The following is a 13,796-nucleotide window of genomic DNA, read 5'->3' on the forward strand; positions in this document are numbered from 1 at the left end:
GCGGGGCCTTCGCCGTCGGCGCCGCGGTCGGCCGGCCCGCCTTGGCCGCGTGGCGGCAGCCAGGCGCGACCGGCCGGCTCAAGGCGCGCGAGCACGTCGCCAGGACCGGACCGGCGTCGTCGCCGCCTTGATCACCGCCGCCCGCCGGACGGCGGGGCCGTCGCTGCGGCGCTCCGTGGCCCGGCGGCCGAGCGACCCGGCGGTCGAGCCACCCGGCGGCCGAGCCACCCGGCGGTCGAGCGGCCGGGCGGTCGAGCGGCCGGGCCCTTGGCTGCCGGCTGTGCCGCGCCGACCGGTACTCGCGGCGGGCCCGCCAGGCGTCCTCCGTCTCCACGTGAGACCCCCGGGCAAGTCGCCGACGACGCCTTCGGGCTGGTCGAAAAGGGCCTGAAGGACCACACGGTGAAGGCATAGGGTCGCCCCATGCCCCCGGCCAGGAAACGCGCACGCGCCTACGATCCCGCCAAGACCCGGAGCGCGGTGTTCGCCCAGCTCGGAAACGTACGGGAGGCCGTCCGCGGCCTCGGCCCCGAGCAGCTCGCCCTCCCCACGCGGCTGGGCGAGTGGACCGTACGGGACCTGATCGCGCACATCGGCATGGCGGTCACCGCCGTCCACCGCTCGCTCGACCTCCCGGAGCCCGCGAAACAGGACGCCGTGCTCCTCGACTGGCCCTTCGCCACCGCCGCCAACTCCTCGGCCATCGCGGATTTCACCCGGCGGCTCGCCGAGCAGCAGCCCGACCTCGACGCCTATCTCGCCGACGTCGACCGGAGCCTCGGCGAGCTCCTCGACGAGCACCCCGGCACCCGGCTCCTGGACACCAGCGCGGGCGCGCTGTCGCTGGACGACTACCTCGTCACCCGCACCGTCGAACTCGTCGTCCACACCGACGACCTGAACGCCGCCGTGCCGGGCCTGGAGGTGCCGTACGACCGCCAGGCCCTCGCCGCCACCACCCGGCTCCTCGCCGACGCGCTCGCCGTGAAGGCCCCCGGCGGTTCGACGGAGGTCCGCATCCCGCCGTACGCCGTCGTGCAGTGCGTCGAGGGGCCCCGGCACACCCGCGGCACCCCGCCGAACGTCGTCGAGACCGACCCGCTCACCTGGATCCGGCTCGCCACCGGGCGGCTGGGCTGGAAGGACGCCATCGACGCGGCGAAGGCGAGCGCGAGCGGGGAACGGGCGGATCTCGAAACCCTGCTGCCACTGATGTCGTAGCGGGAACCGATCGCCCCGGTCCTTCCGTCGAATCGACATGTACCGGCAGTACAGGCACAAACAGCGACTGACTCTCACGGCCGCCGCCGTGCTCGTCCCCCTCGCGGCGGCCTGCGGCAGCGAGCACGCGGGCAGCGGAACCGCCGTGGCCCGGCAGGCGGTCACCGGCGTCCACTGGACCGTCGACAGCGTCACCGTGGACGGCACGGCCCACCGCGCCCCGGCCGGCGCGCACGTGGAGATCGGCGACGACGGCCGGGCCGAGGGCAACTACGGCTGCAACCACTTCAGCGCGCGGGCCTCCTTCGAGGGCGGCCGGGTCCGGCTCAGCGACACCGCGGCGACCGAGATGGCGTGCGCAGAGCAGCCCATGGCCTTCGAGCGGAACCTCGCCCGCACCCTCGCCGCCGGTCCCCTCACCACCGCGGTGAAGGGCGACAAGCTGACCCTCACCACCACCGCCGGCGACACCGTCCACCTGACCGAGGAGCAGGACGCCCCGCTCTACGGCACCAGGTGGACGATCACGGCACTCGGCGCCGGTGGCACCGTCGGCTCGCTGCCGAAGGGCGCCGACGCCCACCTCACCTTCGACCGGAAGACCGGCAGGGTCACCGGCCGCCTGGGCTGCAATCAGGTCACCGCGCGGGCCACGGTCAGCCACTCCCGTATCACCCTGGGCTCTCCCGGGACGACCCGAATGATGTGCGACGCCTCACTCATGGATACGGAAAAGACTCTGCTGCGCCTCTTCGACGGCACCGTGACGTATCGAGTGGATCATCGAACCCTTACGCTGACCAGCGCAAACGGCGAGACCGTGACCGCTGTTGCCGAGAGGTGACCGATGACGAACGCGTAACTTCGGGGCATTGACCAATTCGGACCAGTGGTCGATCTCGCCTACACTCGGTGCCGTGCCACGTGGTGACGGTCGACTCAATCACGATCTGCTCCCCGGTGAGAAAGGCCCCCAGGACGCGTGTGGCGTCTTCGGTGTCTGGGCTCCGGGCGAAGAGGTCGCAAAGCTCACGTACTTCGGGCTCTACGCCCTCCAGCACCGGGGTCAGGAATCCGCGGGAATCGCGGTCAGCAACGGCTCCCAGATCCTCGTCTTCAAGGACATGGGCCTGGTCTCCCAGGTCTTCGACGAAACCTCGCTCGGTTCGCTCCAGGGTCACATCGCGGTCGGACACGCCCGCTACTCGACCACCGGCGCCTCCGTGTGGGAGAACGCCCAGCCGACGTTCCGCGCCACCGCGCACGGATCGATCGCGCTCGGCCACAACGGCAACCTGGTCAACACGGCGCAGCTCGCCGAGATGGTCGCCGACCTCCCGAAGGACCACAACGGCCGGTCCACCCGGGTCGCGGCCACCAACGACACCGACCTGCTCACCGCGCTCCTCGCGGCCCAGGTCGACGAGGACGGCAAGCCGCTGACCGTCGAGGAGGCCGCGCACGCGATCCTCCCGCAGGTCAAGGGCGCCTTCTCGCTCGTCTTCATGAACGAGCACACCCTCTACGCCGCCCGCGACCCGCAGGGCATCCGCCCGCTGGTCCTCGGTCGCCTGGAGCGCGGCTGGGTCGTCGCCTCCGAGTCCGCCGCCCTCGACATCACGGGCGCCAGCTTCGTCCGCGAGATAGAGCCGGGCGAGTTCGTCGCGATCGACGAGAACGGCCTGCGTACCTCCCGGTTCGCGGAAGCGAAGCCCAAGGGCTGTGTCTTCGAGTACGTGTACCTCGCCCGCCCCGACACCGACATCGCCGGGCGGAACGTCTACCTCTCCCGTGTCGAGATGGGCCGCCGCCTCGCCAAGGAGGCCCCGGTCGAGGCCGACCTGGTGATACCGACCCCGGAGTCCGGCACCCCGGCCGCCATCGGCTACGCGGAGGCCTCCGGCATCCCGTTCGGCGCCGGCCTGGTGAAGAACGCGTACGTCGGCCGGACCTTCATCCAGCCCTCGCAGACCATCCGCCAGCTCGGCATCCGCCTGAAGCTGAACCCGCTCAAGGAAGTCATCAAGGGCAAGCGCCTGGTCGTCGTCGACGACTCGATCGTGCGCGGCAACACGCAGCGTGCGCTGGTCCGCATGCTCCGTGAGGCGGGCGCGGCCGAGGTCCACATCCGGATCTCCTCGCCGCCCGTGAAGTGGCCCTGCTTCTTCGGTATCGACTTCGCCACCCGCGCCGAGCTCATCGCCAACGGCATGACCATCGAGGAGATCGGCACCTCGCTCGGCGCCGACTCCCTGGCGTACATCTCCATCGACGGCATGATCGAGGCGACCACCATCGCCAAGCCGAACCTGTGCCGCGCCTGCTTCGACGGCGAGTACCCGATGGAGCTCCCGGACCCCGAGCTGCTCGGCAAGCAGCTCCTGGAGACCGAGCTGGCCGCCGGTCCGGCAGCCACGGCCGCGGCCGACGCCATCCGTCGCCCGTAAGCCTCGTAGAAACCAACCCGAAAGATCCCAGGCAATGTCTGAGAGCCAGTCCTCCGGTGCTTCCTACGCGGCTGCCGGCGTCGACATCGAAGCGGGCGACCGCGCCGTCGAGCTGATGAAGGAGTGGGTGAAGAAGACCCAGCGCCCCGAGGTCCTCGGCGGCCTCGGCGGCTTCGCCGGCCTCTTCGACGCCTCCGCCCTCAAGCACTACGAGCGTCCCCTCCTCGCCTCCGCCACGGACGGCGTCGGCACCAAGGTCGACATCGCGCGCCAGATGGGCGTCTACGACACCATCGGGCACGACCTGGTCGCCATGGTCATGGACGACATCGTGGTGTGCGGTGCCGAGCCGCTGTTCATGACCGACTACATCTGCGTCGGCAAGGTCCACCCCGAGCGCGTCGCCGCCATCGTGAAGGGCATCGCGGAGGGCTGCGTGCTGGCCGGCTGCGCCCTGGTGGGCGGTGAGACGGCCGAACACCCGGGTCTGCTGGGTGCGGACGACTTCGACGTCGCCGGCGCCGGTACGGGCGTTGTGGAGGCCGACCGGCTGCTGGGCGCGGATCGTATCCGTAAGGGTGACGCGGTGATCGCCATGGCGTCCTCCGGGCTTCACTCGAACGGGTACTCCCTGGTCCGCCACGTCCTGCTGAACCAGGCGGGCCTGGCGCTCGACGCGCACATCGAGGAACTCGGCCGTACGCTCGGCGAGGAGCTCCTGGAGCCGACCAAGATCTACTCGCTGGACTGCCTGGCCCTCATCCGCACCGCCGAGGTCCACGCCTTCAGCCATGTCACCGGTGGTGGCCTGGCCGCCAACCTGGCCCGCGTGATCCCGGACCACCTGCACGCGGTCGTCGACCGCTCCACCTGGACCCCGGGCGCGATCTTCGACCTCGTCGGGAAGACCGGCGACGTCGAGCGCCTGGAGCTGGAGAAGACCCTCAACATGGGCGTCGGCATGATCGCGATCGTGCCCGAGGAGTCGGTGGACGTGGCCCTGACGGTGCTGGCCGACCGCGGGGTCGAGGCCTGGGTCGCCGGCGAGATCACGGACCGTGGCGAGCACGAGACCGGCGCGGCCCTGATCGGCGACTACGCCTGACGGTCCCGGTGACCGCGCCCGACGGTGGCGGGGCCTCGCGGCCCCGCCGGCCCCGGACCCGGCGGTCCTGGGCCCGGTATCCGGCGGTCCTGGGCCCGGTATCCGGCGGTCCTGGGCCCAGCGCCCCGGAGGGCAGCACGAAACCCGGTCCGGCGCTGAGGCCCCGGACCGGGTGAGGTGCAGTCGCTACGGAAACCGCGAAAAGCGCTACGTCAAGCGCCGCGACGATGCGACGTGGGACCGGACTCGTCGTCCTCGTCCTCATCGTCGTCGTTGTACAGATCCGCGTACTGGGCGTACGGGTCGTCTTCCTCGTCGTCGTCCTCGAACGGCTCGCCGTTCGGCGGCTGGCTCGAAGTCGAAGCGCCCAGCTCGTTGGCCAGACGCGACAGGTCAGTCCCGCCGCTGTTGTACTTCAGCTGGCGGGCGACCTTCGTCTGCTTGGCCTTGGCCCGGCCGCGCCCCATGGCTCGACCCCCTCGGTGACGGGGCTCGACGGCCCCAGAGTCTTGACACGCGTTCATGATCTGGAACGGACTCTCCGAAGAGAGACCGGTCCGTAGGGCTTCCACGGTACCTGAGCCCACGCCCATACGGTACGTCGCCCGCAGGACGCGCCTCGGCCCAGAACCTGCGAGGCGCCCCGTCCCCGCTGGTCAACCGCGATTTTAACCACTTATTGGCGCCCGACCCGCCGACGAACGTGAGAGTTCTCTCTAACCGTCCGCCGACGGGTACCGGCAAACCGTGCGGAACCTCAGCGTCCGCGTGCCGCGGAGGCCTCGTGCATCCGCTGCTCGGCGATCCGGTCGGCCGCGGCGGCCGGCGGAATCCCGTCTTCCTTCGCACGTGCGAAGATGGCGAGCGTGGTGTCGAAGATCTTCGCCGCCTTCGCCTTGCACCGGTCGAAGTCGAACCCGTGGAGCTCGTCGGCGACCTGGATGACGCCGCCGGCGTTCACCACGTAGTCCGGCGCGTAGAGGATCCCGCGGTCGGCGAGGTCCTTCTCCACACCCGGGTGGGCGAGCTGGTTGTTGGCCGCGCCGCACACCACCTTGGCCGTGAGCACCGGTACGGAGTCGTCGTTCAGGGCCCCGCCGAGCGCGCAGGGGGCGTAGATGTCGAGGCCGCCGACATGGGCGCCGCGGATCAGCGCGTCGGTGTCGGCGACCGCCGTCACACCCTCGGGGTACTGGTCGAGGATTCGCCGTACGGCGTCCTCGCGCACGTCCGTGATCACGACCTCGGCACCCTCGTCCCGCAGGTGCCGGACCAGGTGGTGCCCGACCTTGCCGACGCCGGCGATGCCGACCCGGCGGCCGCGCAGCGAGGGGTCGCCCCACAGGTGCTGGGCGGAGGCGCGCATGCCCTGGTAGACACCGAAGGCGGTCAGGACGGAGGAGTCGCCCGCGCCGCCGTTCTCCGGCGAGCGCCCGGTCGTCCAGCGGCACTCGCGGGCCACGACGTCCATGTCGGCGACGTACGTGCCGACGTCGCACGCGGTGACGTACCGACCGCCGAGCGAAGCCACCATCCGCCCGTAGGCGAGCAGCAGCTCCTCGGTCTTGTCGCGCTCCGGGTCGCCGATGATCACGGCCTTGCCGCCGCCGTGGTCGAGCCCGGCCATGGCGTTCTTGTACGACATCCCGCGCGCGAGGTTGAGGGCGTCGGCGACGGCCTCCGCCTCGGTCGCGTACGGGTAGAAGCGCGTACCGCCGAGCGCGGGGCCCAGGGCGGTGGAGTGGATGGCGATCACGGCCTTGAGTCCGGTCGCGCGGTCCTGGCAGAGCACTACTTGCTCATGACCCCCCTGGTCCGAGTGGAACAGGGTGTGCAGTACATCAGCAGGTGCGCCGGTTACGTCGGTCACGGTGGTGACTCCCGGGTAAGTTGCGGCGGTCGAAAGACCAGCTCCCGTGCGGGTGGCGGGTGCTGTGGCATGAGCGTAGAGCCTGTGCCCACCCGCCATCCGTGCAGTGTTCAGGATCACCCTCTCGCGGCGTACGCGCACGCATGCGCGTGGCACGATCTGCAGTGGATTCCCGTCCGCTTCGGGATGCCTTGTCCGCGTGTCCCGTGCGTGTCCCGCGCGTGTCACGCACCGGTTCGGTACGGGCTCCGTGCGGGTTTCGAGCCAGGTCCGGTGGGGAGGGAGCAGGCGTGCCCAAGGTGTCCTCGGTGATCGTCCCCTACGCGACGTACCTGCGCGTGTACGAGCCGCTGGCCGCCTTCCCGGAGCCGGAGCGCGGCTACTGGGCGCGCTACGCCCGCCGCCCCGGGCGCCCCTCCTACCAGGACGAACTCCGCCGCTCCCTGGCCGACCTGCTGCCCACCCCGCCCGTTCCGGTGCCGGTGCACGAGAGCGGCGACGCCTTCGTGCTGGACGTCGACGGGGTGGTGTGCGTCTGCCCCTGGCGCACCCGGCTGCGCGGCTGGCAGGCACTGGGCGAGCTGGCCGACGAGCTTCCCCCGCCGGTGCTGGACGCGGTGCTGCCCCCGGTGGTGCGCCGGCAGGCCACCCAGGACTACGAGCGCTGGCTGGTCCGCAACCCCGATGCCCGCCCCTGGATCCGCACCGCGACCTGGCAGGTGCCGCTGAACTGGTTCGTGCTGGTCTCGGACGAGGAGCGGGAGTACGCCAAGGGGACCGCCGAGGAGGCTCCCCTGCTGCGCTACCGCACGCCCATGGTGCAGGCCCGGCGGCGCGTGGCGCGGGGGCTGCGGACGCTCAAGGACGCCATCGAGGAGGGGCCGCTGATCGACGGCCTGGTGGACGTGGGGCGGTGGCTGGAGGAGTTCCACCCGCGCTCGCTGGTGGAGCTGGACTACGGCGGCCTGGTGCACGTGGTGCCGGCGGGCGAGCTGGAGGGCGATCACTCGGCGGCCGACGTGGCCGAGGGCATCGACGCGCTGCGCCGGGGCGACGGGGCGGCCGCCGGGGAGGCGTACGGGCGGCTGGTGGAGCGGTGGCGCGCGGTGCGCGACCGGCGCTCCTCGAACTGAGTGACGTACATCACGGTTCGAACGAGACTCGAACGACGTACCGTTTACGGCACTTAGATCACCTGACGGGATGTTGACCCCGATCCGGGCTTATGTGTCAAGGGTGACAGAGCGCACTTACACGGCTCTTGCGCCCCTTGCCGCTCCTCGTGCCAAAATAGGACAAGGAGTCCGGGGAAGGCTCCTTCCGCCCAACTATGCTCCGCTCTGGGCGGAATCTCAGCATTGCACTCTTTGGGGGGTCTGGTGACTCCTGATCGCCCTGTGACTGATCGTCACAGTGGCGTGACTGTCCGCTATGGCATGGTCCATCGGCTTCCGCGGCTGATGACTACCTGGGAGGGCAATTCCATCGGTTTGGCCGACGCGGCTGGACAGATGGTGTAGTTGTAGTGCCGAGGACAAGCCGTTCGTCCTATAACCGACTCGACTCGCGTCCGCCATTTCGGGCAACGCGGGTCAAGGTGCAGAATTTAGAGGAAAGAACCGAGAAGGTTCGGTTCTCCCGAGGAGGCCGCTCATGACCGCTCGCACCCCTGATGCCGAGCCGCTGCTGACCCCGGCTGAGGTCGCCACGATGTTCCGCGTCGACCCTAAGACGGTCACGCGGTGGGCGAAGGCCGGCAAGCTCACTTCGATCCGTACGCTCGGCGGGCACCGCCGCTACCGCGAGGCGGAGGTTCGCGCCCTGCTCGCGGGCATCCCGCAGCAGCGTAGCGAGGCCTGAACAACTGCATAACCGGGCAGAACGGCTGGTCCCCCAACCCGCCGAGGCGCCCGGAACCCTAGCTCCAAGCGACGCGGGACCTGCCCCAACAGGCCCACGCCCAGGCCGAAAAGAACTTCTCAGGCAAGCGACACAGGGTGCGTCGTAGATCGCGCTGGACTCCGCCGGGTCCAGCGCGATCTTTTTTGTGCGCTGAACGTCCCGATCGCGGGGCTCTGTGAGCGGGCTTGTCGGAGTCTGGGGAGGGGTGTCGGTTCCTCTGTGGACACTCCTCGGGAGTGGTGCAATTGCACATATTAAATTGACCTGTTGTAGGAGAGGTGTAAGTACCGCAGTTTCAGAAACTCATGCGGTGACACCCGTCACATGTCGGGATGCTTGTTGCCGTTGGTCTATGTGCGCTAGAGGAGGCTCAGGCTCCAGCGGCCCACGGGGGAAAGGGTGTTGGGGCCGGAGACGGTCATGCGGTCGGTCATGCGATCGGTCATGCGGTCGGTCACGTGGTCGGAGAGGCTTTGTCCTCGACCGCGTCCTCGGCGGCCTCCGCGCCTCGTGGGACGGAGTCCATCGCCAGCCGCAGCAGGCGGTGGCAGATCGGGCAGTGGCGGGTGAGATGGCGATACGAGGTGGCGGCCGACAGGTGCGCGCGGAGCAACGCCCGCGTCTCGTGCCTGACAGATGCCGCCATACGCCACCTCCGGGGCCGCACGAGGGGAACGAGCCCTGTTTTCTGGGTACCGGCGGAATGTGACGCCGTCAAGGGCGTGGGGCTTCGTCGGTCGGGCCGTTGTTCACAGGCGCCGGCGTTGTTCACGGGCGCCGGCGTCGATGCGGGCCTCCTCCGGGGGCTGCCTCCCCCAGACCCCCGCTTCGGCCTGAACGGCCTCGTCCTCAAACGCCGGACAGGCTGATGGGTGCGGACCGGCACTGGGCAGCGGGGGCATGGCGAAGGCCCGCATTCATCGCCGGATGCGGGCCTTCATCACTGCGGCCCTGACGGGATTTGCTTTGTCTGATTGCGGCTCCGCCGCGGGCGCGGCCTCCGCTGTGCAGAAGAGGCCCGCACCCATCGGGTGCGAGCCTCTTCTCTATGCGGTCCTGACGGGATTTGAACCCGCGGCCTCCACCTTGACAGGGTGGCGAGCACTCCAAACTGCTCCACAGGACCAGGTTTCGCGGCACTTTTTTCTGCGTTGCGCTGCGAGAACAGACTGTACAGGAGGGTGAGCCCCCGGTCGAACTCACCCAACGTGCACAGGCGATTACGGCACCACCGCGTCGATCGCCTTCACGATCCGCTTGTCCGACACGGGGTACGCCGTGCCGAGCGCGTGGGCGAAGTAGCTGACGCGCAGCTCCTCGATCATCCAGCGGATGTCCAGGACCGAGGACGGCACCGGACGGCCCTGCGGAAGCTGCTCCAGGAGCCAGGCGTACTCGTCCTGCATCTCGTGGACCTTCTCCATACGCGTGGTGTCCCGCTGGACCCCCGTCGGCATCTGCTGCAGCCGCCGGTCCGCCGCGACCAGATAGCGCATCAGGTCCGGCAGCCGCCGTATGCCGGCCCACGTCACGAAACCGGGCTTCACGAGGGCGTCCAGCTGCGCCCGAACGTCCGCCAGGTTCGCCAGCAGCGTGGGGCTCCGTACGGCCTTCAGGCGGCGCTCACAGGCCTGCCAGGCGGCGAGGACCTGCTGCACCTGGGCGACCGCACGGACCGTCGTGTCGACGATCTCCGCGCGCACCTTGTCGTACAGCTTCCGGTACGACTCCTCGTCCCACACCGGCCCGCCGAAGTCGGTGATCAGCCTGTCCGCCGCCGCCATCGCGCAGTCGTCGAACAGGGCCTGGACGGAGCCGTGCGGATTCGCCGACAGGGCGAGCTTCTGCGCGTTCGTCAGACGATCACTCGCGAATTTGGCCGGGTTGACGGGGATGTTCCGCAGGATCAGCCGCCGGGTGCCCTTCCACATGGCCTCCGCCTGCTCCTCCTCCGTGTCGAAGAGCCGTACCGAGACCGTGTCGCCGTCGTCGACCAGCGCCGGGTACGCCTTCACCGGCTGGCCGGCCCGGCGGGTCTCGAAGACGCGGGTGAGCGTGCCGATCGTCCAGTCGGTGAGGCCCTGGCGCTCCAGGGACTCCCCGCCCTGCCGCTCGGCCGTCGCCGCCGCGGCCTGGGAGAGGGCCTGGCGCGCCTTCGGCTTCAGACGGAGCTTCAGCACCTCCAGGTCCTTGTCCTCGGCCAGCTTGCGGCGCCGCTCGTCGACGATCCGGAAGGTGATCCGCAGATGGTCGGGGACCCGCGTCCAGTCGAAGTCGTCGGCCTCGAAGGGCACGCCGACCATGCGCTTCAGCTCACGGGCCATCGTGACCGTCAGCGGCTCCTGCAAGGGCACCGCCTTCTGCAGGAACGCCTTCGCGTAGTTCGGAGCGGGCACGTAGTGGCGGCGGATCGGCTTCGGGAGCGAGCGGATGAGCTCCGTCACCAACTCCCCGCGCAGGCCCGGGATCTGCCAGTCGAAGCCCTCGTCCGTGACCTGGTTGAGGACCTGGAGCGGGATGTGGACCGTCACACCGTCCGCGTCCGCACCCGGCTCGAACTGGTAGGTCACCCGGAACTTCAGCTGCCCCTGCCGCCACGAGTCGGGGTAGTCGGCCTTGGTGACCGCCTCCGCCGACTCCCGGATGAGCATCTCCCGCTCGAAGTCGAGGAAGTCGGGCTGCTCGTGCCGCTTGTGCTTCCACCACGAGTCGAAGTGGGCGCCGGAGACGACGTGCTCGGGAACCCGCTGGTCGTAGAAGTCGAACAGCGTCTCGTCGTCGACGACGATGTCCCGGCGCCGGGCGCGGTGCTCCAGCTCCTCGACCTCACTGAGGAGCTTGCGGTTGTCGGCGAAGAACTTGTGGTGCGTGCGCCAGTCGCCCTCGACCAGCGCGTTGCGGATGAAAAGCTCGCGCGAGGCTTCCGCGTCGATACGGCCGTAGTTGACCTTCCGCTGGGCCACGATCGGTACGCCGTACAGCGTGACCTTCTCGAACGCCATCACCGCCGCCTGGTCCTTCTCCCAGTGCGGTTCGCTGTACGTCCGCTTGAGGAGGTGCCCGGCGAGCGGCTCGACCCACTCCGGCTCGATCTTCGCGTTGACCCGGGCCCACAGACGGCTCGTCTCCACCAGCTCCGCCGACATCACGAAGCGCGGGGTCTTCTTGAAGAGGGCCGAGCCCGGGAAGATCGCGAACTTGGCGTTCCGCGCCCCCAGGTACTCGTTCTTGGCTGTGTTCTTCCCGCCCTCCCCCCCGGCGTTCTTCACGTCCTTCATACCGATGTGCGACAGCAGACCGGCCAGGAGGGAGACGTGGACGCGGTCGTCGGGGGCGTCCTGCTCGCTGAGGTGGATGCCCATCTGCTTGGCGACCGTGCGCAGCTGGGTGTAGATGTCCTGCCATTCGCGAATGCGCAGGAAGTTGAGGTACTCCTGCTTGCACATGCGCCGGAACGCGGACGAGCCTCGCTCCTTCTGCTGCTCGCGGACGTAGCGCCAGAGGTTGAGATAGGCGAGGAAGTCGCTCGTCTCGTCCTTGAAGCGGGCGTGCTGCTGGTCGGCCTGGGTCTGCTTGTCGGCCGGACGCTCCCGCGGGTCCTGGATGGACAGCGCGGCGGCGATGACCATGACCTCACGGACACAGTCGTTCTTGTCGGCCTCCAGGACCATACGGGCCAGCCGCGGGTCGACAGGCAGCTGGGCGAGCTTGCGGCCGGTGTCCGTGAGCCGCTTGCGCACGTCCTTCTGCGCGGGGTCGAGGGCGCCCAGCTCCTGGAGCAACTGCACGCCGTCACGGATGTTGCGGTGGTCCGGCGGATCGATGAACGGGAACTTCTCGATGTCGCCGAGGCCGGCGGCGGTCATCTGCAGGATGACGGAGGCGAGGTTCGTACGGAGGATCTCGGCGTCGGTGAACTCCGGCCGGGCGACGAAGTCGTCCTCGCTGTACAGCCGGATGCAGATACCGTCGGACGTACGGCCGCAGCGGCCCTTGCGCTGATTGGCGCTGGCCTGGGAGACGGCCTCGATGGGCAGTCGCTGCACCTTGGTCCGGTGGCTGTACCGGCTGACCCGGGCGAAACCCGGGTCGATGACGTACTTGATGCCCGGCACGGTGAGGGACGTCTCGGCGACGTTGGTGGCCAGAACGATCCTGCGGCCGGTGTGCGGCTGGAAGACGCGGTGCTGCTCGGCGTGGGAGAGCCGGGCGTACAGCGGCAGGATCTCCGTGAAGCGGTACTGCTTCCTGGTGAGCGCGTCCGCGGTGTCCCGGATCTCCCTCTCACCGGAGAGGAAGACGAGGATGTCGCCCTTCCCCTCCCCCATCAGCTCCTCGACGGCGTCGGTGATGGCCGTGATCTGGTCCCGGTCGGCGTCCTCGGAGTCCTCCTCCAGAAGCGGCCGGTACCGCACCTCCACCGGATACGTCCGCCCGCTGACCTCCACGATCGGGGCATCGCCGAAATGCCGGGAGAAGCGCTCGGGATCGATGGTGGCGGAGGTGATGACGACCTTGAGGTCGGGCCGCTTGGGCAGCAGCTGGGCCAGATAGCCCAGCAGGAAGTCGATGTTGAGAGACCGCTCGTGGGCCTCGTCGATGATGATCGTGTCGTAGGCACGCAGCTCGCGGTCGGTCTGGATCTCGGCGAGCAGGATGCCGTCCGTCATGAGCTTGATGAACGTGGCGTCCGGATTCACCTGGTCGGTGAACCGCACCTTCCAGCCGACGGACTCGCCGAGCGGGGTGTCCAGCTCCTCGGCCACGCGCTCGGCGACGGTACGGGCGGCGATACGGCGGGGCTGGGTGTGCCCGATCATGCCCCGGACGCCGCGCCCCAGCTCAAGACAGATCTTCGGAATCTGGGTCGTCTTGCCGGACCCGGTCTCACCGGCCACGATGACGACCTGATGATCACGGATCGCGGCCGCGATCTCGTCCTTCTTCTGGCTGACGGGCAACTGCTCGGGGTAGCCGACCGCCGGCACACGGGCGCGTCGCTCGCCCATCCGTGCCTCGGCCTTCGCGACCTCGGCATCGATCTCGGCGAGAACGGCGGCACGGGCCTCGGGCTTACGGATCTTGCGCGCACCCTCGAGCCTGCGCCCGAGCCGGTGCGCATCGCGCAGCGACAGCTCGGTGAGGCGGGGGGCGAGGGCGCCGAGGACGGGGGCTGGATGCGTAGACATACGCGGTCCAGGATCTCACCTCGGGGAAATTCGTGGCGAACCCTTTTGCGCGGGCCGCCGCC

Annotated in this window: 10 protein-coding genes and 1 tRNA gene; 6 read left to right on the forward strand and 5 right to left on the reverse strand. The window is 69.5% G+C overall.

The window, feature by feature from the left end; translation table 11 throughout:
- Nucleotides 1-423: 423 nt before the first annotated feature.
- The 4 genes from ACIPSA_RS24415 to purM all read left to right on the forward strand — a co-directional run bounded on the left by ACIPSA_RS24415 (nucleotide 424) and on the right by purM (nucleotide 4,773).
- Nucleotides 424-1,221 (forward strand): sterol carrier family protein, encoded by a 798-nt coding sequence (locus ACIPSA_RS24415; protein WP_402638084.1) that lies wholly within the window; start codon nucleotides 424-426, stop codon nucleotides 1,219-1,221.
- Between the two features lie 37 nt (nucleotides 1,222-1,258).
- Nucleotides 1,259-2,065 (forward strand): META domain-containing protein, encoded by an 807-nt coding sequence (locus ACIPSA_RS24420; RefSeq protein ID WP_402638085.1) that lies wholly within the window; start codon nucleotides 1,259-1,261, stop codon nucleotides 2,063-2,065.
- A 73-nt stretch (nucleotides 2,066-2,138) separates the two neighbouring features.
- Entirely contained in the window at nucleotides 2,139-3,668 is a 1,530-nt protein-coding gene (purF, locus tag ACIPSA_RS24425) for an amidophosphoribosyltransferase (protein ID WP_402638086.1), read from the forward strand.
- Between the two features lie 34 nt (nucleotides 3,669-3,702).
- Nucleotides 3,703-4,773, forward strand: a complete 1,071-nt coding sequence (gene purM / locus ACIPSA_RS24430; protein ID WP_402638087.1) for a phosphoribosylformylglycinamidine cyclo-ligase — start codon at nucleotides 3,703-3,705, stop codon at nucleotides 4,771-4,773.
- 212 nt (nucleotides 4,774-4,985) lie between these two features.
- Here purM and ACIPSA_RS24435 read toward each other — a convergent pair whose 3' ends face one another.
- The gene (locus tag ACIPSA_RS24435; RefSeq protein WP_402638088.1) at nucleotides 4,986-5,240 is read right to left on the reverse strand and encodes a DUF3073 domain-containing protein; all 255 of its coding nucleotides are present in this window, start codon (nucleotides 5,238-5,240) and stop codon (nucleotides 4,986-4,988) included.
- A gap of 290 nt (nucleotides 5,241-5,530) precedes the next feature.
- Nucleotides 5,531-6,643 carry a Leu/Phe/Val dehydrogenase gene (locus ACIPSA_RS24440; protein ID WP_402638089.1) on the reverse strand — a complete coding sequence of 371 codons (1,113 nt, stop codon included), beginning with the start codon at nucleotides 6,641-6,643 and terminating at the stop codon, nucleotides 5,531-5,533.
- A gap of 290 nt (nucleotides 6,644-6,933) precedes the next feature.
- Here ACIPSA_RS24440 and ACIPSA_RS24445 point away from each other — a divergent pair, with 290 nt between their 5' ends.
- Together ACIPSA_RS24445 and bldC are read left to right on the forward strand one after the other, a co-directional pair.
- A complete protein-coding gene (locus ACIPSA_RS24445) occupies nucleotides 6,934-7,776 on the forward strand; it encodes a hypothetical protein (RefSeq protein ID WP_402638090.1) in 843 nt (280 codons plus the stop codon).
- A 520-nt stretch (nucleotides 7,777-8,296) separates the two neighbouring features.
- Nucleotides 8,297-8,503 carry a developmental transcriptional regulator BldC gene (gene bldC, locus ACIPSA_RS24450; protein WP_003949541.1) on the forward strand — a complete coding sequence of 69 codons (207 nt, stop codon included), beginning with the start codon at nucleotides 8,297-8,299 and terminating at the stop codon, nucleotides 8,501-8,503.
- A 496-nt stretch (nucleotides 8,504-8,999) separates the two neighbouring features.
- Here bldC and ACIPSA_RS24455 read toward each other — a convergent pair whose 3' ends face one another.
- The 3 genes from ACIPSA_RS24455 to hrpA all read right to left on the reverse strand — a co-directional run bounded on the left by ACIPSA_RS24455 (nucleotide 9,000) and on the right by hrpA (nucleotide 13,734).
- Complete coding sequence (locus ACIPSA_RS24455) at nucleotides 9,000-9,191, reverse strand: DUF6274 family protein (RefSeq protein WP_402638091.1); 192 nt, start codon at nucleotides 9,189-9,191, stop codon at nucleotides 9,000-9,002.
- Nucleotides 9,192-9,596: 405 nt separating this feature from the next.
- Nucleotides 9,597-9,671: transfer RNA gene (locus tag ACIPSA_RS24460), tRNA-Asp, on the reverse strand.
- Between the two features lie 94 nt (nucleotides 9,672-9,765).
- Entirely contained in the window at nucleotides 9,766-13,734 is a 3,969-nt protein-coding gene (hrpA, locus tag ACIPSA_RS24465; protein ID WP_402638092.1) for an ATP-dependent RNA helicase HrpA, read from the reverse strand.
- Nucleotides 13,735-13,796 lie beyond the last annotated feature (62 nt).

Source organism: Streptomyces sp. NPDC086549 (genome assembly GCF_044746205.1).
Taxonomy (GTDB): domain Bacteria; phylum Actinomycetota; class Actinomycetes; order Streptomycetales; family Streptomycetaceae; genus Streptomyces.

What these genes read in the sequence shown, in the direction of transcription:
- ACIPSA_RS24415 (WP_402638084.1), top strand. Translation starts at nt 424, where the DNA reads ATGCCCCCGGCCAGGAAACGCGCACGCGCCTACGATCCCGCCAAGACC.
- ACIPSA_RS24435 (WP_402638088.1), bottom strand. Translation starts at nt 5,240, where the DNA reads ATGGGGCGCGGCCGGGCCAAGGCCAAGCAGACGAAGGTCGCCCGCCAG.
- ACIPSA_RS24455 (WP_402638091.1), bottom strand. Translation starts at nt 9,191, where the DNA reads ATGGCGGCATCTGTCAGGCACGAGACGCGGGCGTTGCTCCGCGCGCAC.
- bldC (WP_003949541.1), top strand. Translation starts at nt 8,297, where the DNA reads ATGACCGCTCGCACCCCTGATGCCGAGCCGCTGCTGACCCCGGCTGAG.
- ACIPSA_RS24420 (WP_402638085.1), top strand. Translation starts at nt 1,259, where the DNA reads ATGTACCGGCAGTACAGGCACAAACAGCGACTGACTCTCACGGCCGCC.
- hrpA (WP_402638092.1), bottom strand. Translation starts at nt 13,734, where the DNA reads ATGTCTACGCATCCAGCCCCCGTCCTCGGCGCCCTCGCCCCCCGCCTC.
- purM (WP_402638087.1), top strand. Translation starts at nt 3,703, where the DNA reads ATGTCTGAGAGCCAGTCCTCCGGTGCTTCCTACGCGGCTGCCGGCGTC.